The organism is Allocoprobacillus halotolerans (assembly GCF_024399475.1).
In the GTDB taxonomy this organism is placed as follows: domain Bacteria; phylum Bacillota_I; class Bacilli_A; order Erysipelotrichales; family Coprobacillaceae; genus Allocoprobacillus; species Allocoprobacillus halotolerans.
Genome location: NZ_CP101620.1, coordinates 2380299 through 2406689, shown reverse-complemented (window position 1 = coordinate 2406689; position 26391 = coordinate 2380299). Strand labels below are relative to the sequence as shown.

At 31.6% G+C, this 26391-nt stretch carries 28 protein-coding genes, 3 pseudogenes and 1 other annotated feature; all 31 genes and pseudogenes read right to left on the bottom strand.

The genetic code is table 11. The annotated features are described in order from the left end of the window. Positions 1–34 precede the first annotated feature (34 nt). The 31 genes and pseudogenes from rseP to NMU03_RS14035 all read right to left on the bottom strand — a co-directional run bounded on the left by rseP (position 35) and on the right by NMU03_RS14035 (position 26385). Positions 35–1117, bottom strand: coding sequence for an RIP metalloprotease RseP (gene rseP, locus NMU03_RS14180; RefSeq protein WP_290139218.1), 1083 nt, complete (start codon positions 1115–1117; stop codon positions 35–37). Next, positions 1118–2269 (bottom strand): 1-deoxy-D-xylulose-5-phosphate reductoisomerase, encoded by a 1152-nt coding sequence (locus NMU03_RS14175; protein ID WP_290139216.1) that lies wholly within the window; start codon positions 2267–2269, stop codon positions 1118–1120. It abuts the gene before it with no gap. Position 2270: 1 nt separating this feature from the next. Continuing rightward, positions 2271–3059, bottom strand: a complete 789-nt coding sequence (locus NMU03_RS14170; protein ID WP_290139214.1) for a phosphatidate cytidylyltransferase — start codon at positions 3057–3059, stop codon at positions 2271–2273. After that, positions 3056–3762, bottom strand: a pseudogene (uppS, locus tag NMU03_RS14165) (undecaprenyl pyrophosphate synthase). Before uppS ends, NMU03_RS14170 begins: the two are co-directional and overlap by 4 nt. A 725-nt stretch (positions 3763–4487) precedes the next feature. Then, on the bottom strand, positions 4488–5609 hold the full coding sequence (locus tag NMU03_RS14160; RefSeq protein ID WP_290139211.1) for a cytidine deaminase: 1122 nt from the start codon (positions 5607–5609) through the stop codon (positions 4488–4490). 286 nt (positions 5610–5895) lie between these two features. Beyond that, positions 5896–6441, bottom strand: a complete 546-nt coding sequence (gene frr / locus NMU03_RS14155; RefSeq protein WP_290139209.1) for a ribosome recycling factor — start codon at positions 6439–6441, stop codon at positions 5896–5898. Then, positions 6441–7163 (bottom strand): UMP kinase, encoded by a 723-nt coding sequence (gene pyrH, locus NMU03_RS14150; protein ID WP_290139208.1) that lies wholly within the window; start codon positions 7161–7163, stop codon positions 6441–6443. Before pyrH ends, frr begins: the two co-directional genes overlap by 1 nt. 63 nt (positions 7164–7226) lie before the next feature. Beyond that, the gene (tsf, locus tag NMU03_RS14145) at positions 7227–8114 is read right to left on the bottom strand and encodes a translation elongation factor Ts (protein ID WP_290139207.1); all 888 of its coding nucleotides are present in this window, start codon (positions 8112–8114) and stop codon (positions 7227–7229) included. Positions 8115–8171: 57 nt separating this feature from the next. Further along, a complete protein-coding gene (gene rpsB, locus NMU03_RS14140; protein WP_290139204.1) occupies positions 8172–9038 on the bottom strand; it encodes a 30S ribosomal protein S2 in 867 nt (288 codons plus the stop codon). A gap of 441 nt (positions 9039–9479) precedes the next feature. Then, positions 9480–9938, bottom strand: coding sequence for a site-2 protease family protein (locus NMU03_RS14135; protein WP_290139202.1), 459 nt, complete (start codon positions 9936–9938; stop codon positions 9480–9482). Then, a complete protein-coding gene (locus NMU03_RS14130; protein WP_290139200.1) occupies positions 9904–10491 on the bottom strand; it encodes a M23 family metallopeptidase in 588 nt (195 codons plus the stop codon). The genes NMU03_RS14135 and NMU03_RS14130 overlap by 35 nt, the downstream gene beginning before the upstream one ends. Positions 10492–10507: 16 nt before the next feature. Beyond that, on the bottom strand, positions 10508–11311 hold the full coding sequence (gene minD, locus NMU03_RS14125; protein WP_290139197.1) for a septum site-determining protein MinD: 804 nt from the start codon (positions 11309–11311) through the stop codon (positions 10508–10510). Then, positions 11280–11690 carry a septum site-determining protein MinC gene (locus NMU03_RS14120; protein ID WP_290139196.1) on the bottom strand — a complete coding sequence of 137 codons (411 nt, stop codon included), beginning with the start codon at positions 11688–11690 and terminating at the stop codon, positions 11280–11282. The genes minD and NMU03_RS14120 overlap by 32 nt, the downstream gene beginning before the upstream one ends. Then, complete coding sequence (locus NMU03_RS14115) at positions 11666–11869, bottom strand: hypothetical protein (protein ID WP_290139193.1); 204 nt, start codon at positions 11867–11869, stop codon at positions 11666–11668. The genes NMU03_RS14120 and NMU03_RS14115 overlap by 25 nt, the downstream gene beginning before the upstream one ends. Next, a complete protein-coding gene (locus tag NMU03_RS14110; RefSeq protein WP_290139191.1) occupies positions 11869–12393 on the bottom strand; it encodes a hypothetical protein in 525 nt (174 codons plus the stop codon). Before NMU03_RS14110 ends, NMU03_RS14115 begins: the two co-directional genes overlap by 1 nt. Beyond that, on the bottom strand, positions 12390–13256 hold the full coding sequence (mreC, locus tag NMU03_RS14105) for a rod shape-determining protein MreC (RefSeq protein ID WP_290139189.1): 867 nt from the start codon (positions 13254–13256) through the stop codon (positions 12390–12392). Before mreC ends, NMU03_RS14110 begins: the two co-directional genes overlap by 4 nt. Before the next feature lie 90 nt (positions 13257–13346). Next, positions 13347–14018, bottom strand: a complete 672-nt coding sequence (gene radC, locus NMU03_RS14100) for a RadC family protein (protein WP_290139187.1) — start codon at positions 14016–14018, stop codon at positions 13347–13349. Further along, a complete protein-coding gene (locus NMU03_RS14095; protein WP_290139184.1) occupies positions 14015–14371 on the bottom strand; it encodes an SPOR domain-containing protein in 357 nt (118 codons plus the stop codon). Before NMU03_RS14095 ends, radC begins: the two co-directional genes overlap by 4 nt. A gap of 68 nt (positions 14372–14439) precedes the next feature. Then, positions 14440–14622 (bottom strand): hypothetical protein, encoded by a 183-nt coding sequence (locus tag NMU03_RS14090; protein WP_290139183.1) that lies wholly within the window; start codon positions 14620–14622, stop codon positions 14440–14442. Positions 14623–14708: 86 nt separating this feature from the next. Further along, entirely contained in the window at positions 14709–17330 is a 2622-nt protein-coding gene (locus NMU03_RS14085) for a valine--tRNA ligase (protein ID WP_290139181.1), read from the bottom strand. Beyond that, entirely contained in the window at positions 17302–17988 is a 687-nt protein-coding gene (locus tag NMU03_RS14080; protein WP_290139178.1) for a DMP19 family protein, read from the bottom strand. The genes NMU03_RS14085 and NMU03_RS14080 overlap by 29 nt, the downstream gene beginning before the upstream one ends. A 33-nt stretch (positions 17989–18021) precedes the next feature. Then, positions 18022–18227, bottom strand: a binding site (T-box leader). A gap of 30 nt (positions 18228–18257) precedes the next feature. Beyond that, positions 18258–18662: a hypothetical protein gene (locus tag NMU03_RS14075; RefSeq protein WP_435372960.1), complete on the bottom strand. Its 405-nt coding sequence runs from the start codon at positions 18660–18662 to the stop codon at positions 18258–18260. After that, complete coding sequence (locus NMU03_RS14070) at positions 18559–18969, bottom strand: PrgI family protein (protein WP_290139176.1); 411 nt, start codon at positions 18967–18969, stop codon at positions 18559–18561. Before NMU03_RS14070 ends, NMU03_RS14075 begins: the two co-directional genes overlap by 104 nt. A gap of 305 nt (positions 18970–19274) precedes the next feature. Further along, positions 19275–19943: an immunoglobulin-like domain-containing protein gene (locus NMU03_RS14065; RefSeq protein WP_353956704.1), complete on the bottom strand. Its 669-nt coding sequence runs from the start codon at positions 19941–19943 to the stop codon at positions 19275–19277. A 47-nt stretch (positions 19944–19990) separates the two neighbouring features. After that, complete coding sequence (locus NMU03_RS14060; RefSeq protein ID WP_290139173.1) at positions 19991–22153, bottom strand: hypothetical protein; 2163 nt, start codon at positions 22151–22153, stop codon at positions 19991–19993. A 217-nt stretch (positions 22154–22370) separates the two neighbouring features. Next, complete coding sequence (locus NMU03_RS14055) at positions 22371–23003, bottom strand: recombinase family protein (protein ID WP_290139172.1); 633 nt, start codon at positions 23001–23003, stop codon at positions 22371–22373. A gap of 153 nt (positions 23004–23156) precedes the next feature. Continuing rightward, positions 23157–23477: pseudogene (locus tag NMU03_RS14050) on the bottom strand (TraM recognition domain-containing protein); the annotation flags it as partial. A 107-nt stretch (positions 23478–23584) separates the two neighbouring features. Continuing rightward, entirely contained in the window at positions 23585–23758 is a 174-nt protein-coding gene (locus NMU03_RS17770) for an HNH endonuclease (protein WP_353956627.1), read from the bottom strand. A gap of 112 nt (positions 23759–23870) precedes the next feature. Beyond that, positions 23871–25015 (bottom strand): annotated as a pseudogene (locus tag NMU03_RS14045) (SrtB-anchored collagen-binding adhesin); the annotation flags it as partial. A 243-nt stretch (positions 25016–25258) separates the two neighbouring features. After that, a complete protein-coding gene (gene rlmD / locus NMU03_RS14040; protein WP_290139171.1) occupies positions 25259–26254 on the bottom strand; it encodes a 23S rRNA (uracil(1939)-C(5))-methyltransferase RlmD in 996 nt (331 codons plus the stop codon). Further along, positions 26251–26385 (bottom strand): hypothetical protein, encoded by a 135-nt coding sequence (locus tag NMU03_RS14035; protein ID WP_290139169.1) that lies wholly within the window; start codon positions 26383–26385, stop codon positions 26251–26253. The genes rlmD and NMU03_RS14035 overlap by 4 nt, the downstream gene beginning before the upstream one ends. Between the last annotated feature and the right edge of the window lie 6 nt (positions 26386–26391).

Genomic DNA, 26391 nt, shown 5'->3' with positions numbered 1-26391 from the left:
AACCTCCTATATCAAAAAGGGATGAAAATCCCTTTTACTGAAATATTCTTAAAACATCTTGATATGTGACAAAAATCATCAATAACATTACTAATCCTAAACCACAGAGTTGCAAAGCCATTTTTACTTTTTCAGGTAATTCGCGACCAATAATCTTTTCAACTAATGCAAAAATAACTTGGCATCCATCTAATCCAGGAATAGGTAATAGATTAAAAATTCCAACATTTACAGAAAGTAAAGCTAATAAATTTAAAATATAACTAATTTGACCTGTTTCAGTGACTTGTGATGTCACTTGATAAATACCCACTGGTCCGGATAATTGAGTAACTGTTTCACTAAATCGTGTAATAAGTTTGCTTAAAGCCGCAAAAATAGCAACGCTCATTTCACCAATAGAAATAAAAGTATATTGAATAGCTTCTGCTATATTCATCGAACGTGTTGCTTGATAAATTCCTAATTTATATGCTTGTGAAGTTTCATCAAGCTGTAATGTTGCATCAACTGTTTCAATCTGTTGATCACGTTGAACTTTTATTTGTACATGTATTGTGGATGCGGTTGTTTGAAGATGACTTGGGGTTAATTGAATATCATCATAGCTAGAAACAAGAATAACTTGTCCAGTTTCTTGAACTGTCATTTCTTGAATAATATCACCACTTTTTAAACCAGCTTGCTTGGCTGCAGAGTTTTCCATAACTTGTCCAATTTGAGCGTTTTGAACAGGTAATTGACCACTAAAAACATTGACACCAAAAGTGACAACAACTGCCAATACAAAGTTCATAAAAACTCCAGCTAGAAAAATGATAACTTTTTGATATGTTTTAATACCTTTTAATGTACGTTCAATGGGAACATCTTTAAATTCTTCATCATCATTTTGTTCTTCACCAGCCATTGAAACAAATCCCCCGAATGGTAAAGCACGAATTTCATATTCTGTCTCTTTTCCTTTTTTCGACCATATTTTAGGTCCAAACCCAATCGAAAAATGAGCGCAATAAACACCAAAAATTTTTGTTGCAATAAAATGTCCAAATTCATGAATAATGATAATTGAACCCAGAATTAATAAAAAGACTATGACTGTAATAATTGTCTGCATCTATATTTCTCCTACTCTTTCTAGTACAAAATTTCTTGCCCATTGATCAATTTCAATAAGCTGAGCTAAAGAAGGATGGTCAATCCAGTGATGTGCACGCATAGCTTCTTCAACATATTTTTCAATATCCAAAAAAGAAATTTTTTTGGCTAAAAATAAAGCATTGGCTTGTTCATTTGCTCCATTTAAAACACATGGCATAGAACCACCTTTACGTCCTGCTTCATAAGCTAATGCTAAAGCATGGAAACGATGAAAATCAGGTTTTTCAAAGTGTAAAGTTCCAATATCACTTAATGATAAGCGTTTTCCACCAAGAAGTGGGAAACGATGAGGATAAGTCAAGGCATATTGTATTGGTAAACGCATATCAGGTGTACCAAGTTGAGCAATAACTGCTGTATCCTCATATTCAACCATTGAATGAATAATGCTTTCAGGATGAATTAAAACTTCGATATCATCATAATGCACATCAAAGAGCCACCTAGCTTCCATAACTTCCAAACCTTTATTAAAAAGTGTCGCACTATCAATAGTGATTTTCGCACCCATTGACCAGTTAGGATGTTTAAGTGCATCTTCAACAGTAACATGTTCTAGTTCTTGTCTTGATTTTTGGCGAAAACTTCCTCCACTTGCGGTTAAAATAATTTTATGAATTTCACCATGATATTCTCCATTTAAACATTGAAAAATGGCAGAATGTTCACTATCAACAGGTAATAGTTTAACACCATATTCTTTTACAAGAGGAATAATTAAATGTCCTGCAACCACTAATGTTTCTTTATTTGCTAGAGCGATATCTTTATGTGCTTGTATAGCTTTCATTGTAGGCATAAGCCCAGCAAATCCTACAATTGCATTTAAAACGATATCTACTTGCTGTAAAGTTGCAATTTGAATTAATCCTTCTTGCCCCCAATAAAAATGAATATCTTTGTACTTTCTTTGAAGATATTCTTGATCTTCCTGAGTTTGTACACAAATATGTTTAGCATGTATAACAGTCATTATTTTTTCTAATAAATCTATATTCTTTCCAGCACTCATTGCGACAATTTCAAATTCATCGCAATGATGTTTCACAACATCAACAGTCTGTTGACCAATCGATCCAGTCACTCCTAAAACACATATTTTTTTCATATTAAGCCACCACCATTGTTATAAAATGAATAAAAATGCCAAACACCATTGCATTAAATAAGATTGAATCAAAACGATCTAAAATACCACCATGTCCGGGTAATAGTTGAGAAAAGTCTTTGACTTCAAATGTTCTTTTCATGCTACTAAAAGTTAAATCTCCAATTTGACTCGTGATTGTTAAAACAAAACACATAAAAACAAACCAGATTATAGGCATATCTATTTGAATATATGCACCATAACCAGCAGAAAGAACTGTTCCTAAAATGATTCCACCAATTGATCCTTCAATTGTTTTTTTAGGAGAAAGACGAGGATTCAACTTATGTTTACCAAAACACATACCAGTAAAATAAGCGCCTGTATCCGTTCCAAAAGTAGCTAAAGCTAATATCAAAATATAATCAAAGCCATATGTCAATCGTAATTGATAAAGCATATGCAATCCCATTGCAATTAAAACACCAGCCGTAAAATAATAACAGAGTCTTAAAAAATTCATACCATCATCAAACATACTGCAAGCCATTAAAATAATCATATATAAAATGATGATTTCACTAGAAATTAATAATGACTGATTAAAAAATAATGAATAAAAAACAAATAAAGCAACAATTGGATAAAGATAAAAATTGGCTTTAGGGCGATTACAGATAGAAAGCATTTCAAAAACTGCTATTCCTGCAACAATGCCTAGTAAAATCTTAAATGGAAGGTCACCAAAAATAACACATGGCAAAATAACAACTAAAAGAATGATTCCTGTAATAATACGTGTTTTCATTTGATGACACCTCCAAATCTTCGTTCTCTGCCTTGATAAATAGCTATAGCACGATGTAATCTTTCTTCATCAAAATCAGGCCATAACGTTTCATCAAAAACAAATTCAGCATATGCCAATTGCCAAAGCAAAAATTAGATAAGCGATATTCGCCACTACTTCTTACCATTAAATCCACTGGTGGTAAATCTTTTGTCATTAAATGCTTTTCAAAATAATCTTCAGAAATATCATCTAATGTAATATCTCCATTTTTGTATTGCTCGCATATTGTTTTGGTTGCTTCAATAATTTCATCACGTCCACCATAAATAAATGCAAATGTTAAAATCAAGCCGTTATTTTTTGATGTTTGTAGTACAGCTTCTTCAATTATTTGTCTTGTTTCTAAAGGAGCCATTTCCAAATGTCCAATATATCGAATTTGAACATTGTTATCCATTAACTCTTTTAAATACAAATTAAAAAACTCTTTAGGAAGTTTAAAAATATATTCCACTTCACTCGTTTCTCTTTTAAAGTTTTCAGTTGAAAAAGCATATACAGTCATTGCTTTAATACCTAAACGATTGGCCTCTAACGCTAGCGTACGAATCGTTTTTGTACCTTCATGATGCCCATAAGTACGTGGCATTTTTCTCTTTTTAGCCCAACGTCCATTCCCATCCATAATAAAAGCAATATGTTTAGGAATGTTATTCATATCTAAATCGTAATAGATTTCTCTTTTTTCTTAAAAAGCATACTGTCACCTCATAACCTTTTTGTATTATAACATAAAAGCACTCAACATGCGAACTCTTATCAAAAAATATTCTATAAAATAGACATCTATTTTATAAATTAGTTATTCAAAATAAAAATAACCCATCAACAGATAGGTTATAACATGATTTTCATATTTTCATTATTCGATGATAATGGTATGATTATGTAATAAGTTTATCACGCTTCGGTCTTTGACTTTATGAAAAACCAAAGGAGCATTATGACATTAATTTTAAAAACAATGATATAACATTGAATCAACTTTAACCATTGGTATAATAACGATTTCTTTATAATATATTGACACTCTCTAAACATGTATGAGTTTCAATAAGAAACAAGATAAAAACAATTCTCCATTTCATTAAAGAAAAGTATGATAATCTTTTAATTTTTGCAAAAAGATTAACAAATACAAGATATAGTAGAATTCCTTAAAGTTTGACAAATTGTTAAAAGATATTAAATTTTAAAGATATATCAGTAAGTCAGATAAGAATTTCATTTTTTTATCAATACAACAAAGTAGGTTGATAGAATCAATGATAGATGTTTGTTAATCTTATATCATACATATATCTAAATAATTATCCTTTCGTTCAGCCATAACCCTTACTTGGAATATTTTTTATTTCATCAATTATAGATAATCAATTAAATTTAATCTTTGAAATGTTCTAACTCATCATCTAAATAAGCATTAGACCAATGATAAGGTTGCAATTCACTCAATGGCACAAAAAGTAACGAATTATCTTCGGTGGTCACGGCTACTTGTACATCTCTACCCCAAAACGCAAGACGCTCTTGACATATTCCACAAGGAGATAGAACTTGATAAGGAGCATTTTCATCCTCACGAACAAGGCACATGCAATGAGTTACCTCTTCATTAAATTTATGAGCTTCTATCATTGCACCTGTTTCAATACATAAGACAGCAGAAGCATTAGCACTATCTAGACTTACACTTGTAAAATAATGTCCCTTAGCTGTATGTATAACCCCTGCGCCACCCCATCCAACAGGATAACGTTTTTCAATCAATTCAACAGCCAGTCTATACATTTCTTTTTCTATATCAAAATTTCTCATATTTCTTATATTTAATTCGGCAAATTTTAATTTATTATTAGTTTTATCCTCTTTGTCATTATATCCTTTTAGCTCCTCTAAAAATTCTTTGTAATCTTCATCAGACCAATAAAAAGTGAGTTCATCTTGTGCATAATCATCAGATTGTTTTCTCATAAAATTATGACCAATATCATAACCTAGCCTACGTAATACCGTTGCCGCAAATTCTCTAAAAAACATACCTATTCCTGTTATGACATTGTCATCTTCCACTATTCCTTTATGTATAAAATTTTCTTTCTCAATAAACGGAAAAATTTCAGTCATTTGCATAAAATAGCCAGCTGTAAATTTTTTACCATCAAGTATCCCTGATTTAGAAAGTAAAATAGGAGATGATGAAATAGCTGCAAAAAGAATATTTGAATTCATTCCATTTTTAAGAAATTCAATGAGTTTATCATCAAATAATGCTGGTAAAGGATTAATCGTTCCTGGCAGAATAACACAATCATAATCTGTTATTTCTATTTCTGTCGTTATCTTATCAGGAATGACATGTAATCCATCTTCACTAACATATTCTTTATTTTCACTCGCAATATAATCAATCTTCTCACCAAACCAAAGCGTTAGTGAGGATGTCAAACATGTAATTTCTTGTAAAGAAAAGTCTGGATATAATAAAACAGCAAACTTTTTCATTTCATATACCTCCTATTCTCATTTGTAAAATGGAAAACAAGAAATAAAATTTTGTTTATTCTACTAATATTTTCTTAATCGTAATATCTTTTAATATAAAAAGATATCAAGATATTGATTTTGATATTTTATAACTTCTTTGTTTTCACTGAGTATCTCTTTCATTATTATAACATAACACTACTTTCTTTTTAATAAATATATTACTAAAAATATAGCAATTTGATTTTATTATATTTTTTCATGTATAAAAAAACTCCTGCACTTATGCAAGAGTCTAAAGAAATTAAACAGTCATTAAATCTGTTTCTTTTTCTTTTGTAAGCTGATCGATTGTTTTTACAAATTGATCAGTTAATTTTTGAACTTTTTCTTTACCTAATTTCACTTCATCTTCAGATAAATCAGCTTTTTCAACATCATCATTAGCACTTCTACGAATATTACGTAAAGCCACTTTTGCTTCCTCAGCATATTTTTTAGCTTGTTTAACATATTCTTTTCTTGTTTCTTCAGTAAGTGCTGGAACATTAATACGAATAATTTCACCATCATTTTGTGGTGTTAATCCTAGATTAGCTTCATAGATAGCATGTTCAATATCTTTTAAGATATTTTTATCATAAGGTTTTACAACTAATTGACGCCCTTCAACAACAGAAATTCCTGCTGTTTGATTTAAAGGTGTCATTTCACCCCAATAGTTCACTTTAACTCTATCAAGCATTGTTGGATTCGCACGACCCGTTCTTACAGAAGAAAGTTCATGTTTAAAAGCTTCGATAGATTTTTCCATCTTTTCTTTTGTTTCTTCTAAAATTAGATCTAACATTATTCTTTTCCTCCTTTCGAAATAATTGTACCTATTGATTCGCCATTACATGCACGTGCAATATTTCCATCTTCTTGCATATTAAATACACAAAGATCAATTCCATTATCTTTACATAATGTAATAGCTGTTTGGTCCATAATATGTAAATCTTCATTTAAAACGTCTAAATAAGTGATATGATCATATTTCTTTGCATTTGGATCAACTTTAGGATCAGCAGAATAAACCCCATCAACTCCATTTTTTGCCATTAAAATCACATCAGCATTCATTTCAGCAGCACGTAATGCAGCCGTTGTATCTGTCGTAAAGAATGGACTTCCGGTACCAGCTCCAAAAATAACAATACGATTTTTTTCCAAATGACGAACAGCTCTTCTTCTGATATAAGGTTCAGCCACTTCTTTCATATCAATTGCTGATAATAATCTCGTATCTAATCCAATGGCTTCTAAAGCATTTTGTAAAGCCATACCATTCATAACAGTCGCTAACATACCCATATAGTCAGCAGCAGCTCTTTCCATACCCATGTCGCTACCTGTTTTTCCACGCCAGATATTTCCACCACCACAAACAATTGCAATTTCTACACCTAAATCTTTCGCATCTTTAATTTGTCTTGCAACATCAGCTACAACAACTGGATTGATTCCAAAACCTTGTTCTCCAGCTAAAGCTTCACCACTTAACTTCAATAAAACTCTTTTGTACTTCATATGATCTCTCCTCCATTTTACAAGAAAAGGGCACAAAAAGTGTGTCCTCTCTAATTATTAAAATTATCCTCTCATTTGAGCAGCAACTTCTTCAGCAAAGTTTTCTTCACGTTTTTCCATTCCTTCACCAACTTCAAAACGTACCATTTCTAATACTTTACCGTTACCTAAATATTGAGCTACTGTTTGATCAGAATCTTTAATGAATGCTTGATCTACTAAGCACATTTCTTTTAAGTTTTTATTTAAACGACCTTCAACCATTTTTTCAATAATATTTTCTGGTTTTGGTTTTGCACTGTTTGCATTTTCTTCCATAGCTTGAGCTTTTAAAACAGATTTTTCATGTTCTAAAATTTCAGCAGGAATAGCAGTTCTATCAATATATTGTGGAGCAATTGCAGCAACTTGCATAGCAATATCTTTAGCTTTCACTTCATCAACACCAGAAGCTTTAACTAAAGCACACATTTTTCCACCCATGTGTGAATAAGCACCAAAGATTTCATCATCATTTTTAGTCATAACTGTAAATCTTCTTAAGCTTAATTTTTCACCAATTTTACCACTTTTTTCAGCAATAACTGTTCCTAAATCTTTACCCTCAACATCTAATTGTAATGCAGCATCAACATCTTGAGGTTTTGATTCAACAATTACTTTTGCTGTTAAAGCAACTAATTCTTGGAATTCAGCGTTTTTAGCAACGAAATCTGTTTCAGAGTTAACTTCAACGATTGCAGCAGAATTTCCATCAACAACGAAAGCTGTTAAACCTTCAGCAGCAATACGATCAGCCTTTTTAGCTGCTTTAGCAATTCCTTTTTCTCTTAACCAGTCAAAAGAAGCTTCTAAATCACCATTACAAGCTTCAAGTGCTTTTTTACAATCCATCATTCCAGCACCAGTTTTTTCACGTAATTCTTTTACTAATTTTGCACTAATAGCCATTTTTTTCTCCTCCATCTTTTTTATAAAAAAGGAAAGCATAAGCTTCCCTCTTATTAATTATGCTTCAGTTTTTTCTTCTTTAACTTCAGCTGGTTTGCTTACTTCAGCATTTCTGTTATTTCTAGGACGTCCAGCATTTTTATATCTAGGTCCTTTTTGTTTATTTTCTTCTACAGAAGCAACAGCATCATTCATAGATACTTCTTTGTCATCTTCATCTTTAACGTATGCAACAGTCACTGGTTCACCTTTTGCTTCACATACAGCATCAGCCATTGCAGCAACGATTAATTTAACAGCTCTAATTGCATCATCATTTGCTGGGATAACATAATCAACTTCATCAGGATCACAGTTTGTATCAACGATACCAAATACTGGAATTCCTAAGATTCTTGCTTCTGCAACTGCATTATGTTCAACTTTAGGATCAACAACGAATAAAGCATTTGGTAATCTTCTCATTTCTTTGATACCACCTAAGTTCTTTTCTAACTTAGCCTTTTCTTTCATAAGAAGAACTGCTTCTTTTTTAGTAAATAATTCTAAAGTTCCATCTTCTTCCATTTTTTCTAATTCTTTTAATCTTCTAATTCTCTTTTGGATAGTTTTGAAGTTTGTTAAAGTTCCACCTAACCAACGAGAATTCACATAGAAACTTCCTGATCTTTCAGCTTCAGTTTGAACAGCTTCTTGAGCTTGTTTCTTAGTTCCTACAAATAAAACTTTTCCACCTTTAGCAACGATATCCATTAAAGCTGCATAAGCTTCATCAATTTTATCAGATGATTTCTTTAAATCAATGATATAGATACCATTTCTAGCTGTGAAAATGTATGGAGCCATTTTTGGATTCCATCTTTTTGTCTGATGTCCAAAATGAACACCAACTTCTAATAATTTTTTCATTGAAATTACTGCCATTGTAACTTCCTCCTTTTCGTTTTTTCCTCCATTGCTTCTAACATAACCCACCTTGCGGCACTCGGTTTATGAATTCACAATGTGTGTATTTTTAATACCCGTAGTATAATACCATAACATCAAAAAAATACAAGATGATTTCCTATTTTTTTATACTTTTTAAAAGAATACTTACCATTTCTTTTTCATCTTTTAAAATCCAATTGATTAAATAATAATTATGATAACCTCTACGATAACATAATTGTTGATGAACAATTGGTGGACGATATATAGAAAAAGAAGGTATTTTACTATAGTATGTTCTTAAATAAATATAAATAAATTGATAAAAACAGACTAATTGATAAAAAAGATAACTCAATATAACAAATGTATTGGTTTGTAAATAAAAGAGAAATAATAGGCAATATACAAAAACAGAAAACTTCAATGTCAATATTAAAGCTTTTTTAAATCCATAATACTTTGTAAAAGTAAACTAAAAAAACGTCCTCCGTCCATTGGATAAAGAGGTAATAAATTAAACCAGAAAACAAACATATTCATCGTTAGTAGATAGTCTTGATAAACACCCTTGGTTAATAAACAGATTCCTATATATATAAAAAGATGACTGCTAGGACCAGCTAAAACAACACACATTTCTTTCCAGATTGGTTGGAAATAAAAATCTTCTAATGATAAATAAGCACCAAAAGGCAGGATTTCAATCTTATAAACTTGAAAATGAAAATAATATGCCATCAAAAGATGGCATAATTCATGTAAACACACAATACACAATGTTGAAAGATACCATTTTAAATATCCTCCTAACCAAGAAAAAAGAAAATATAGGAGCGTTATAGGATGAATGGATATTTTAAGATATAATTTCTTCAAATGTTGAATAATCAATTTCCTGTTCACCTTGTGTAAAAACAATTAATACTTGATTTTCATATGTTCCTAAAATAGTCGATTCCTCAACTTGATCATAAAGTCCTACAAAGATGTCTTGCATATTACCAAAAGTCACTTCGACATTGTTTTCTAAAAGGATTGTGACATAGTTTCCTAGTAGATTTTGTTTACCCACATAGATAACACGCCCCTTGCCAAAATTTAAGACTTCATTAGACTGATTCGTATAATAGTTATCTTTGACATGCGTATAACTGACTTTTGAAGAAACTGTTGCTGCTTCATCTTGATTTTGAAAATATAGGAACTGTTGATTGATCCATTTTGTGACCTTTGAAAACTGTAAATCATTTAAAACATAATCTTTAATATAATCACCATTTGGACTGGCTTTTACATATGCACAAATAGCTATGCCAACTAGCAAAGCTACCATCGCTTTAATCATTCCATTATAAATTTTACTAAAATGACGATCAGTTAAGACAGGATGACGATGGACCCTTCTTTTTTCCATTCGCTTTCTAATTTCATCAATATCATTCACAAGTTTTCACCTCATTTTAACTTATGAATAAAATGATAAAAATATTATCCAAAAAACGTTCAAATAAAGCTTTTCTTTTATTTTTTTGAAAAGGAACTTCTTGTCCTTCTAATCTTTTGACAATACGATCAAAACAACGATAAAGATTTTCTTTTTTATTCATATAAATAGGCATACCTTTATTATTGGCTTCAATCATATCATGTTCATCATAAACAATGCCAATTAAGGGAATCGACAATATATCATACGCCTCTTTCAAAGAAGGGCAACGCCCTTTTAAAACATCTGATTCATTGTATTTATTAACTAACATATGTAGCTGATCCACACCTTGTTTTAAAAGTAATCCCACCACACGATCGCCATCTCTTAATGAAACTGTATCCAAATTCACAACAACAATAGCTTCTTTAGATAAACCACTAGCATATTGAAATCCCTTTTCAATTCCCGCTGGACTATCAATTAAAATATAATCGAAATCTTTTTTTAATTGTTCAACCATATTCATCATATAATCTAAATTCAAGTTTTCAAAAGATAATGATTTACATGCCGGTAAAAGATAAAGCGATTGCATACGTTTATCTTTAACGAGTATTTGTTGTAAAGAACATTTATTAGAAATCACATCCTTCAAATCATAAATTACACGATTTTCTAAACCTAGCATGACATCCAAATTTTTTAATCCAAAATCAGCATCTATTAAACAAACTTTTTTATTGGTATTTGCTAAAGCATAACCTAAATTAATCGTCATACTGCTTTTTCCTACGCCTCCTTTACCCGACGTAATCACAATAGTTCGACACATATTTTTCCTCCTTCGCCAAAATAATCTGGTTATCTTTATAATAGACGCTTGTAAGCGCAGAAGTTGTCAAATCATGTAATGTCTGTTGATTTATTATAATTTGGGCATTTTGAAAATCATGTCCGAAAATTTTAACATCTTCATTCATAGCGATAATTGTTCCCTTCACAGTATTGAGAAAATAGACATTTTGATAACAATAAACATAACTTCCCGGATTGACAATACCTAGAAACAAAGTTTCTTGATCAATAAAAATCTCTTCACCATTATGTAATTGTTCTTTTCTCATATGAATGTGATGGGGTTGTTGAGGAAGTGTCATTCCATCAAATAGGATTCTTTCTTTATTTGTTAATAAAAATAAAAATTGCTCCATTTCATCATCAGACAGAACTCGACAACCAAAATCAAAAAAGCTCTTGGATAATATCCCTCCTGTAAAAACAGAGATTGACCCAAAAGCTGATTTAAATCTTCTAAAAATTGATGAAAAGAACAATTTTCTTGAACCTTCATCACAAGTATACCATTAATTCCTTTGACCTCAATATTCATTATTCCACCTCAATTTTAACTTTATTGTAGATCCAATAAATTCCAATTGATAAAATTCCATTAAACAATAATGTCGGTAACAATTGCATCACAACAAATGAAACCATAGGATATCTTGTCATATTGGTAATCCACATTAACCAATATACAATAGATTCTTGAGCGAATATTGTCAAAATACAAAATAACATAGATTCAACGATATTTAGTGTGTCTAATTTAAAAAGATAAGAACGAACAAAGGCGATTAAACAATAAATAAGAATATATATGGCTAAAGAATTAGCATAAACAATCGAATAATAGACACTGCATAAAGTTGCAAAAAAATATCGTTCTGCTCCAGCTTCAATTGTTCTAACAAGTAAAGCAAACATCATTAATCCTAAACAAGGAATGATTGTTATACCTGTCTTTGTAAAATTATATGGTAAAAAATAATGTATTGTACTATCAACAACAAAACAAAGAAAAACAATTAAAAAACATTTAACTAAATAACTATCTTGAACACGTCTTCTCATTGTTCATTCACCCTTTGAACAACTGCAACATCATTTAATGAATTGAAATCAACGCTTGGTGTAACATCACAGACTGATTCTGTTGCATCATCACCACTGGTATAGCTTTCCACAGTTCCTATTAAAATACCTTTAGGACTTTTTCCTACACCACCTAACCCGCTTGTTACAACTTTTGCATCCTTTTCAATTTTTTCAACATCACTTAATAAAGTAATTGAATACTTATGTGTATTAATATCATAATGATTTAATAAGCCATAATATTGTTCTTCACCACTTAAAATCATCACCGGTAATTGTGATTTTGCTGATTCGCTCGATAGTAAAGAAACAGTTGAAGAAATTTCACTCACATTCGTGACTGTACCAATCATTCCTTGAGCGTTCACAACAGCCATTCCTTCCTGTACACCTGAAAGTTTACCAAGATTAATTGTAACCTGATTATTCCAATTTTGGGCATCTCTAGCAATGACATTTGTATATTTCACTTGATATTCTGTTGGTAAGTGATCAATATCCATAATCTCTTTTAAATCATTTAATTCATTTGTTAAAACTTCATTCATCGCACTTTCGCGTGCTAAATTGTCTAATTGTTCTTTGAGTTTAGCATTTTCTTCATAGACATCTTTTAAGTCATTATATTCTTCAAATAATCCTGTCACATATTGAATAGGTGCTTTAATAATATAATATTCAAGATTTGCGATAGTATCTTTAAAAATAATTTCTATATTTGAAGCTGAACGACTCGTTACAAGTGTCAATACAGAAAATAAAACAAGTATCACTGTTATAATAACGATTCTTCTTTTTTGTTTTGTCCATTTATTGCCTTTTCTATACAAAGATATCACCTCTTATCATTCATACATTATAATATCTCAATATAAAAAAGCAATTCATAAAAAATGTTTTATCAAATCTCTATATTTTCACATCATTATTCATAAAAAAATTTGTTTTGCTTGAATACTATAAAACTGATTCCATCCAACAATAATATGGTCCACCACTTCAATAGACATCATTTGCCCTAACTTTTGGAATTGCTCCGTTAACAATAAATCTTCTTTACTTGGCAAAGCATCACCACTAGGATGATTATGTACCAATATAATTTTAGCACTATTAACAGCTATAGCTTCTTTAAAGACTTCTCTAGGTGTGACAACACTCATATTTAAAGAACCTATAAAAATTGTTTTTTCTTTTATAACTTTATTTTTATTATCTAAGCATAACAATAAAAAATGTTCTTGTTTTAAAAACATTAATTGATTATGCACTCTTTCAAAAATATCATAAGGATTTAAAAGAGGTTTCTCTATTGAAGAAACATCTTTGAGTCTTTTTGCAATTTCGATAATACTTAAAATTTCAATAGCTTTTGCTTGTTTAATTCCTTTTAATGCCGTTAATTGACTATAAGTAACATTTGTCAATTGAGCAAAACCTCCTATTTCTTTTAATAATCGTTGTGAGAGTTGAATAACAGATTCACTTTTATGACCCGTTCTTAAAATCAAAGCCAATAATTCAATATTACTTAATGTTTCAATGCCATAAGTCAATGCTTTTTCACGTGGATTTTCTTCTAATGGTAACGTTTTAATCATAGAGCATCCCCTTTTGACAATGTTTCTAAAAGCATTTCTTTGGTTGTAGCACTTGGAACAATATATGTTTTCATAATTCCCTTTACTTTTGTAGCGTGTTTTTCAACTTCATCTTTTTGCTCACTAATCATAGATAAAACATAATATTGATTATTTTTTGTATAAGTATATCCTTCAATTCCCATTTCTTTAAGTTCAGATAATTTTTGTTCTTTATTACTTTCTTCCTTATAAATGCCAACTTGATAAGCATATAATGTCTTTTGTCCTAATGAACATCCATATGTAAATACTAACATAAAAGCCAAAGAACAAATGATAGCCATCATAACAACCTTCAATTCAAATTTCATTTTCATCACCCCTTCTATTCTATGCTTTGATAGATAAAAATATGAAAGGCAAAATGCCTTTCATATTATCAATCGCGCCATTCGATACTGATAAGTCTAGGTATTGAAATTCTTCCCTTTTTGGATTTGATAATCTTATAAGCAGCTGCTCCTAAAATCAAATAAAGCAATGCCGTAGCGATTAAACCTCCACCTTGAATTTCACATTGTTGTTGTACTGTTAATTCTTTCATGTTGACCCTTCCTTTCATCAGTAGCCCCCTATTTATTATATATACATTTTTTTCGCATTTTTCTTTTAAAAAATGAAAAAAAGTGAAATTTTTTTAATTTCACTTTACATAAGTTCTAATTTTTCTTTCATTGTATTGTATTTTGATTGATAATCCGCTAATTTTTTTCTTTCTTGTTCAACTTTTTGCGCCGGTGCCTTTGAAACGAAGTTTGGATTAGAAAGCATAGATTCACAACGTTTAATTTCACTTGCTAATTTTTGAATTTCATCTTCCATCTTTTTCTTTTCAGCCTCTAAATCAATATAATCACCCAATTCAATAATCAAGGCATTTCCACCCTTAATCATTTCTGTCGCAACATTAGATGATGTTTCTACATTATAGCCAAAGCATCGCGCATGACAGAGTTTATAAATATATGGAGAAAGATTTTCTAATAAACTTTCAAGCTGTCCATCTTGTGTTTGAATAGAATACGTAATTTCAATCGCATTTTTTATAACATATTGCGCTCTTAGATTTCTAATTCCTTTAATGATATCAATCAAATAAACAAATTGATCTTGAATCATTGTATTATTAAACGCTTGATTTACTGTAGGCCATTTTGCAATACAGATAGATGATTCTAAATGTGGAATTGACTGATAAATTTCTTCTGTCACAAACGGCATAAATGGATGCAATAATCTGACAATTGCATTCAAGACATAAACCAAAGTATTTTGCGTTGCCTGTTTTTCATTCATATCTTCACTGTTTAAATGAACCTTAGATAATTCAATGTACCATGAACAGAAATCATCCCAAATAAAGTTATATAATTCACTTCCAACATTCACAAATTCAAATTTGTCCATGTTTTCATCAACTGAAGTAATGACTTCATTTAAACGATTTAAGATCCATTGGTCTGCTAAATTTAAGTGTTCAAATGATAAATCTTGATATGACATATCATCATCAATATTCATCAAAACAAAACGAGCACTGTTCCAAATCTTATTAATAAAATTCCATGATGCATCTAATTTTTCAGGAATATATCTTAAATCCATTCCTGGCGCTGAGTTGGTTGTTAAAAAGAAACGTAAAGTGTCCGCACCATATTGTTCAATAACATCCATTGGATCAACACCATTTCCTAATGATTTAGACATTTTTCTTCCTTGTTCATCACGAATCAAACCATGAATGAGAACATTCTGGAAAGGTCTTTGTCCAGTAAATTCTAATGATTGGAAAATCATACGTGATACCCAGAAGAAAATAATATCATATCCAGTAACTAATGTATTCGTTGGGAAATAACGCTTATAAAGTTCACTTTCAGTGTTAGGCCAACCCATTGTTGAAAATGGCCATAAAGCACTTGAAAACCATGTATCAAGAACATCTTCATCTTGTTTCCAGTTTTCAATATCTGCTGGTGGATTTTTTCCAACATAGATTTCTCCGGTTTCTTTATGATACCATGCTGGAATTTGATGACCCCACCATAACTGACGAGAAATACACCAATCTTCAATATTTTCCATCCATTGTTTAAACGTTTTTTCAAAACGTGGCGGAACAAAAGAAACCTTAGAATCCTTCATTTGATTTTCTAATGCAGCATTTGCTAGTGGTTTCATTTTTACAAACCATTGTTTAGATAAATATGGTTCAACAATCGCATTACTTCTTTCAGAATGTCCAACTTGATGCATATGTTTTTCAATATGATCAACAACACCTCTTTGTCTAAAATCGTTAACCAAAGCCTCACGACATTCAAAACGATCCATACCTTGATATGGTCCTGCCATTTCATTCATTGTTCCATCATCATTCATACATTTTGGCATTGCTAAATGATATTTTTTAGCTAAGGCAAAGTCATTTGGATCATGAGCAGGTGTACATTTCATAACTGCTGTCCCAAAACTCATATCAATGTAGCTATCAGCCATAATTGGCAAAGATTCTCCATTAGCCGGATTAATCGCATGTTTACCAACCAAATGTTGATATCTTTCATCATCAGGATGGACAAAGATAGCCTGATCAGCAAACATTGTTTCAGGACGTGTTGTTGCGATAATCAAATTTTCGCCAGTTTCAACAACTTCATAATTAAAATAATACATATGTCCTTCAATTTCTTTATGGATAACTTCAATATTCGATAATGCTGTACGTTGCACTGGGTCCCAGTTAATAATACGTTCACCTTGATAAATATAACCTTTTTCATAAAGTATAACAAAAACAGTTTTAACAGCCTCACTTAATCCTTCATCCAATGTAAAACGCTCTTTTGTATAATCAAGCGAAAGTCCTAATTTTTCCCATTGACTGCGAATGATAGACGCATATTCTTCTTTCCAAGACCATGCTTTTTCAAGAAATTTTTCACGTCCTAAATCATAACGAGAGATTCCATCTTCTCTTAAACGCGCTTCAACTTTTGCCTGCGTTGCGATACCAGCATGATCCATTCCTGGTAACCATAAAGCATCATAACCTTGCATTCTTTTATAACGAATAATCATATCTTGTAAAGTCGTATCCCAAGCGTGACCTAAATGAAGTTTTCCAGTAACATTAGGTGGTGGAATAACAATACTATATGGTTTTTTAGAAGTATCACCAGCTTCAAAATAATGATGATCTAACCATGTACGATATTTTCCTTCCTCAACCGTTTTGTGGTTATATTTCGTCGCTAACTCTTTCTTCATTATCTTCATCTCCCTCAATTGATTCCTGTTCAGGAATATCATTATCATAAAAATCTTCTTTGTGTTCTAAAACATATTGTGTTAATTTCTCATTAAGATTTGTTGTGCTCACAAGTGTGATAAATTCATTTGTAAAATCAGAAAAATTATAACGTGCATAATCTCCCATTTCCGGATCATCTTCATCATCATCTTCATCGTTTTCAATAATTTCAGCAAAACGTTTTGCGGCTTTCATTAAATCTGCCAATTCATGTGATCCAACTCTTTCGAAAATATCAACAACTATTGGAACATATGGTTGAGTGGCTGGACTTAAAAAGAAACTATGCAATGAAGGATTACGTCCTTCTAAAGATGTCGTCAACATATAAATTCCATAAACTGTTTTTTCACTTTCATTCATATTTTCAAAATAATGATCAAAATCATCATTTTCCTTTCTCATACAATGAAATAAAGCCGCTGCTGTCACATCTTCTCTTGGACAGACATCTAACACTCCTGGTCTTAAATAAGAATATCTTTCTTTCTTTTCTTCATATTCCAACATTGCTTTTTGACGTTGTGCCTTACCTTCATTAATCCTTTTCATAAAGAAAAAACCTAAAAAAAGCAATGCTGCAATAAATAATCCCCATACAATATAATTAGCCATTTTTTCTCCTCCTTCAATAAAAAAGAACACTCGCATAAGGACGAATGTTCGTGGTACCACCTTAATTTATATACTAACCGTATACCTCAAAACTTTAACGCAGTTCTACGTGTTTACCTACTTTCATGTTCAGAAAACAAACTCCAAGGCTACCTTCCATTTCTTCTTCTATCCCTTTCCACCTACCAGAGACTCTCTATAAGAATACAAAATGTACTCCTCCTTATCAACGTCTATTATATTCTAGCAAACCTCTTTATTAAAGTCAATTATAACTGCGCAATAAAATTATGAACACTATTTCTTCCCAGCTGATTAATGTATGAAAACTCTACATCAACACTTGGATCAAATGAATTTAAGAAATTAGCAAACTGATTGAAAATCAAATCTTTATCTTCTTTTACTGCAAGTTGATAATTAATATCTTGAAATAAGATACATTTATTAAAGTACTTTTCATCTAGCTGACAAACACCACTTTTTAACATTCTAAGATAGGGACTTGTATCTTCAACTGTATATTTTTTAGGCTCTGTTTTTAATATTAAATCTAATAGTGAGCCATGATTAATCTTTGGTTTCTTTTCCTTCTTTAAATGCTTTTTGTTTTCCTTTAGTATCTTTTGATTTTCTTCTGGCTTCTGCTTTTGCATTTCTCTTTTTCTGTTCAAGGCAAACCTCCTTTCTCACCCTTGTTGGTGGCTGATAAAACTTGTGCAAATAGATGTATTTAAAATACTTTTCAAAGGTAAGTCCATCTTTTTCAAATAAAGTTACAAAGAAGATAGAAAGTGTTGAAATGATGAGAAAGAAGATAGCGATATCATTAGGCACAAACTTTCTCATAAATAAATACACTGGTATTCCAACAAATACTGCAAGTGTAAATCCTATAAGCTGCCTTCTAGTAAGATTAAATGCGACCTTTGTTTTTACCTTTTTTAAATCTTTGGGAATTGGAACATAACCATCGTTCATAGTCTATCTCCCATTACCTTCAATCTCTTTGAATACGAAAAAAGGGCAGTTCTCATGTTTGATTACTACCCTTAAAACTATGTTTATCATATCGTTGACATCGTTATATGTGCTACCAATATAATAATTTATTTATTTGTTTTATCTTTTAAAGACTTATAAACTAAATTATTTTTACCATAAACATATTCACAAAAGACTTGTTTTTCTGAATATTGATCTAACGATAAATTAAATAGTTCTTTTTACACTTGGTCTTTTGAAGATGATAAATCCGAAATATTACATACAACTAACTTTAGCTCTCATGTCTTCGAAAATATCTCGTTCCATAAATCATTCCTCCTAGCTTTGAGAAATTTATTGATCCGTTTTTCTTTTTTACGATATATACCAACTAAACCAACACTAGAAGCGATGAATAGTAATGACCAAAGTGTCATGTTTGTACTATCTCCTGTTTGAGAATTTTTATCATTTATTGATGTGTCTGGTACAATAATTGGCTTATTTGAATCATTTGGTGTATTAGGTTTATTAGGTTCGCTTGGAACTACTGGTCCATTTTTGGCTTTTACTGTAACTTTGATTGTTTTAACTGTAGAAGCACCTTGGCTATCCGTCACTTTATATGTGACTTCATAAACACCGACTTTCGTATTGTCTACTTCATTTTTGATGACATTTTCAATTGTCAATGTAATATTTCCATCTTCCTTATCTGTCGCAGTGACATCCTTTAATGGATCAAATTCATCTCCAACATATATCGTTTTATCTTCTGCGTTAATAACTGGAATTTGATTGATAATACTTGCGTTTTTCTTAAATTCCCATGTTCCTGTAAACTGGATATATCCATCTTCGTTTAGATTGTCTGCACTTGATAATTTATTGTTAGCATCATATCCCTTAAATAACCAAACGCCATCTGATACAATAACTTCTGTTTTATTTGGTTGAATTACACTGATTGTTACTCCCTCAAGATATTTCTTATCGTCTGTAGGAAGTAAATCAGTTACTTTTTTGGAAGTTTTTGTTCATCTGTTCCATTGATAAACTCATAAACAACAGGATATTTTTCCTTTTGTATATAAGTCATGTAATTTAATTGATCGGTTGCTTGGCTCTTACCAATAACTAAACCTTCTTGCATATAATTACTTGGAATATATAATTGTTGATATTCAGCATTTTCAGCAGCTTTTATTCCACCAGCTTCATCATAATAATTAACTAAACGAGTTCCTTTTGTTTGTTCATCTTCTACAACGCAATCTTTACTTGTGATAGAAACACTATTTTCTTGCGTGATATTCTCTAATGGTTTTATAACATCAATTACACGATTGCTTGGAAGATATACATCGTTATTTTTATCAATTAAGGCTTTTTCACCGATATTTAATTTACTATTTTGATAGATACCATCACTACCTTTACCTGCCTTAGCTTTATTTCCACTAACTGTACCACCTAGTATCGTACATTTTGCAGTTTTATTATTCCAAGAACTAGCATCAATGTAGATACCACCACCTGCTGAAGTAGCCGTATTTTCTTTCAATTCTCCAGAATTCATCTGCATTTCTGAAGAATGTAAATATACTCCTGCACCTATTGATGCTTTGTTTTGTGAAATAACAGTATTTTCTAGATTTATTTTTGAATTAAACACTCCGTAAATAGCTCCACCTTGAGATTTCGCTTCGTTGTTAGAAATGTTTGTATTTGAAAGTATTACATCTGTAGCTTCAAAGTATGCAGAAATTGCACCACCATTGATTGCTTTATTTTGGGTAATATCACCTTTATTAATGGTAATAGTAATAGCAGGCTCCTTTTCATATTGTGCATAAAAAGCCGGATAAGTTGCAATAGCACCACCTAATCCCTTATCTCTGTTAGAACCACGATAAGTTGCTTCATTTCCTGAGATTGTACCACCATTCATTGTAAAACTTGCTTTTCCTGCAATTTCACGAGAGTAATCTCCTCCTACAGCCGGCCAATCTTGGAAATTCGCAACATAAATTCCACCACCATAATGACCTGCATAACTATCTTTACTATTTGCAGAATTGTTTATAATCTTTCCATCATTCATAACCATTGATGAGGCAATTAAACATACCCCACCGCCACGAACAGCATGATTATTTTTGATTAATCCACCATTCATTGTAAATGTACCATGATTTTCTAAATGTATCGCACCACCGAATTGAGCAGTCTTATCTAAAGTACCATTATTTCGAATAATAGCTCCGTCTTCCATTGTGATTGTATCATAACTAAAACCACTAACAGCTCCACCCATGCCTCTATTGTTACAATTGTTTTCCAAGATAGCACCAGATTGCAAAATTAAATTTGAACCATCTGCTTCATTTCCTGCTAGTTTACCTAACTTAACAATTGAATGAATATCTACGGATTCATCGCTATAATGTGTTCCATCTATTACAATATTTTGCAGAGTTAAAGTAGCCTTTGGATTGACTACTATCATATCTCCACCTGCGTTTCTTTGCAATTTAGAATTTGGAAATTCTGACAAAGTCCATGTTTCATCATTAGTGACCTCTACATAACTATCAAGTAAAATAATATCTCCATCTTGAATTAACGATTTCGCTTTTGCAAATGTTTTAACACTCGATTCTTCTGTAAGTCCATCATTTTGATCATTTCCATCATGACTATTTAAATGTATATGCTTTACATTTTTAGGACTTACTTCATTAGAATTTTTACTGTCTGTTTTTTGCTTTGGATCTTCATTATTTTCATTAGAAGCAATATTGCCTTTTTCTTCTAATCTAGATACCTCAACAGGAATTGTTTCTTCCTTTGGCGTTCCTTCTAGCGAATAATTCACCTTGAAATCATAGTTTCCATTTTCAGTTACTACATAAGTAACGCTCGATAAATCCTCTACTTTTTCAGTGCCATCTGGTAATGTTTCTTTTTCTAACTGAATCGTTTCTGTTTCTGTAAATTTTATAGAGATTGTTGCTTCTGTTTTATCTTCATTTACTTCTTGTAAGACTTCATATTGAAGCGAAGAAGTTTGAAATGAAGAAGCGTCTGTTTCTTCTGCAAATACAGTCTGTGGTACCAATCCCAGTGCCATAACCAACGTAAGAAACCATGTAGTCACTCTCTTTGTTAGGCTCATTCTTATTCCCTCCTTCTATCTATCTTTTGAACCGAATGTATGTTAAGAGATACATGAAATGGTAAGAAAAGCAGACTTTTGTTACCAGTAGTGATAAAATCAAGAATTGAGATAATATGAAATGTTTTTGTATTTTACTGCTTAAAATATAAAGAAAAATAGAAGTTTTATGGCTATTCCATTTAGAAAAACTTCTCATTTTAATGGAATAAAATGTCTACTTTTTATTGCACGAAAGCCTAGTAGTTTCATCATTTTTTTCATATCTCTTTATCCAATTAGAAAAAGTATTATGATTTGTATTTAACATCTTTGCTGCCTTGCGTTTACTAATTTTATTTACTTTCCATAATTTATAGATTTCTTCAAATTCTTTTGGAATAGGTATAGGCGGTCTTCCAAATTTGATTCCTTTTTCTTTAGCAATCCGTATACCTTCTGATTGTCGCTGTTTAGTATTTTCTCGTTCTATCTGCGCCACATAAGAGAGTATCTGTAAAACTAAATCTGCAATAAATTTCCCTGTAATCCCATTTACTTGATTTCTAGTATCTAAAAGCGGAAAATCTAATACGATAATGTCAATGTTAATCTTTTTTGTGAGATAACGCCACTGTTCTTGTATATCATCATAATCTCGCCCCAAACGGTCAATTGATTTAATATAAAGTTCATCACCTGGTTGTAATTGTTTTAATAATAATTGATATTGTTCACGATAAAAATTTTTACCAGATTGCTTATCTATGAACATATTCTGTTCTAAAATACCTATACCTTCCATTGCCTCTACTTGTCTTGCAATATTTTGATCTTTACTTGAAACACGAATATAAGCATATTTTTTCATTATAATTCCTCCTAAAAGTTTAGTTATAAAAGAAATTATAAATTTTATGGATTATAAAACTTCAAACAGACAAATTATGAAAGCATAAAAATCTTTATTACATACTTTTATTACAGCCTAGTAACAATACTATTCTTATTTAGCTTTTCAACTTATATAATCTTCGATATTAAAAGCATTTTTATTATCAAAATCTTCAAGTAGCTTGTAATTCTTATGCTTAGTCATATCAAACTTCTCGGATAAAAACGGTCTAACTCCTCTTAGCTGAAAGATACATTTGCTTCCATCCATAACTGTGATTTCATCTTGGCTCATCAAGTCCTTACCTGTCTTTTGATAATTCAATCCATAGCTATTAGCATTCGATCTTGTTTCAGAAGTGTTATATAAATCAATCGTTTCTTTCCCTAGTGTTTCTGATAATTCTTTAAGTGTAGTTTTTTCTTTACCACCTAAAAACAAAGTACTATCATGAGGTAAGGTTCAGCTCATCCTTTGCAGGACTTGCATCCCCTTCCTCCCAAATCACACGTACACCTCTCGATGTATACGGCTTTCCGCTTATTATATTTGCGGTATTAAGAATGAATCAGTTTATGACATTCGGGGCATACCACAAGAGTTTTCCGTCTCCTTTTGCGCATAAGGAGTACCCACTCCGCATTGCCCTTTAAGTCCTTTAGTTTCTTTACTTGATGGATTTCTAGATTTCTGCAATCCTTTCTACAAAGTTCACAGGTATGGCGTTCCACTCTCTGTTTCAGAGTGTTGGTTTTAGCATATTTTGAGAACTGCGGTTTCTAACGGCAAATCTTATATCCTTTTGATTATATTAATCTGCGGTTTTTCATCTAAATTGATTTTGTAAAGTTTTCGGTTTAACACCTTGTATGCGTCCGCTAATTTTGTGATGTAGTGGGTTCTCCCATTGCTGTCTGTTTCAGCGATTGTTTTTGTAACCCATGTACGAGTAGCTTCATCAGGGAGATTGTCTTTCTTGTAGAAGCCTGCATAATACTTCCATGTAAATTCTACTCCTGCTAAAGAAGCGTTCCCCTGCGGATTGTCTTTCTGTGTTTCCATATCAATCTTGAAAAGTTCAATCAAAGTGTCTATTACCTTTGGTGTATCAGATACATTCAAAGTTGCTGTTTCGCCAGCTATGATTGTTAATGGATAAACTGTTTTATCCACTTTATATCCTGCTGGTGCGGATAGTTCCTTGATATAGACTGTTCCTGCTTTTACCTCTACAACATCTGTATTTCCGTTTTCATCAGTCGTAAGGGTGGCAAGCTGTTTCGTGCAGTCCTTATCAGAAAAGACACCATAGGTTGCACCAGCAATAGAGTAATTCCCGTTACCGTCTGTAATGCTTGTATTACTGGAAACCTTTTAAGTTTCGCATTTCCGACATTCAGCTTTGCCCAGAATTGTCCCAATTCCTGCCCCTCGCCAGAGTAGATATAACCGCCACATTCATAGCGTCCTTTATTTTCTTTGACAAAGGCTTTCGCACCAGAGAAAACTTCGTCCTGCGTTGCCTTTGGAATTTCATCATAAGAAGCTCGCACGTTATCACATTGCCAGCCAAGATGTACGCTCAATCTCTGCCAGACAACAAGCTGTCTTAAAAGGTAGGCGTGATTGTTGCTTATTCCGCTGTGGCTGTCTGTGTACTGTTTTACATATTCGATAGATAGCGCAACGTCGCTTATCTGGTCGGCACTCATACGGGTGCTTGCGTCAGCTCTGGTCTTGTAGCCGTTCCTAAAATCTGTATTAATGTCGATACAGTAAGCGTCCTCGCCCTCAACGGTCAAATGTCCCTCGTTAAAAGTAGAACCAATCGAACCGTCATTCATTACTTTTTCAACGATACCGACACGCTCTTTTGACTCCGTCCAGTATTGCTTGCTTTCTGCATGAACGGGTGTCCTCAGTAAAGCAGTAACGACAGTTGCAAGAGCTAAGAAGCCCGTACACAATCGTTTTAACATCTTTTTCATAAATCTAATGCTCCTTTCATTTTGGGTAAAAAAATAGACGCTCATTTCTGAACGTTTTACATTGAAAAGGGATACTTTTTTAACAAGTACCCCTAAAGTTTAGTATTTAATTGTTTGTGTTCCCACACTCTATATCAACAACTACTGAAACATTGATATAGTTTTTTATCTCTTTATTTCTGATTTTATCGCCCTCGCTCGTAAAGACGATATGCTTGAAAAAGTGCCTAAAATTAAGGATTTCTACATAGTTCGTCTTTGTAGCAACATACAAGTCTCCACATGATTTGTGTGAGGAAACATATCAACAGGATATACATCTTTTCCTTTATAACCAATCTTTTCAAACATCTTTAAATCACGTGCTTGTGTAGTTGGATCACAAGATACATAAATCACTTGACGAGGCTGTAATACCTTGATTGCCTCAATAAATGTTTTTGTACTCCCAGCACGTGGTGGGTCCATCACAACACAATCTATCTTTTGCTTTTGTTTTGATAATTCATGCATAAAATGCGATGCATCATCATTAACAAAATGAATGTTTTCAATCTTATTCATCTTGGCATTGTTAAGAGCATCTTTATAAGCCTCTTTATTTAATTCAACACCTATCACAGTATCTACGTATTGAGCTAAAAACATACCAATTGTACCAATACCACAATAAGTATCTAAAATGACATCATTTTTATGTAAGTCTAACAAAGATAAAAGTTTATGATATAAATAAGTACATTGTTCATGATTCACTTGATAAAAAGATTGTGCTGATATTTTAAAAGTCAATCCACATAATTCATCCACAATAAAACCTTTTCCATATAAAACTTTTTCCTGTTTAGATAAAACAACACTCGTTTGTCTACTATTAATATTAAGAACAACAGATTTTACAGTTGGACATGCTTTAATCAGTTCCTGGCAAAAGTTTTTACTGCCTTTCATGACTGGTTCTCTGGCAACCAATACAACAAGTGTCTGATTGGTTGAAATAGCACGACGAATAAAAACATGTTTTAAAAAACCTTTATTTTTCTTTTCATCATATATGGAAACACGATATTTCTTTAATATCTTTTGAATCTGCAACAAAACCTGATGTGTCACTTCATCATGCAACAAACAGGATTTCATTGGTACAATACGATGGGATGTTTCTTCATATAGGCCATATTCATATTTTTGATTAAAGGCCACAATCACTTTATTACGATAATAATAAGGCTCTTTCATTCCTGCCACATCATGAACATAAAGATGAGGAAATAACTTTTGACATTTTTCTTTTTTAACAACAATTGTTTAGCATAATCCATTCCAATATATTGACAACTACCACATTGTTTCTTGATTGGACAATCCATATTCAC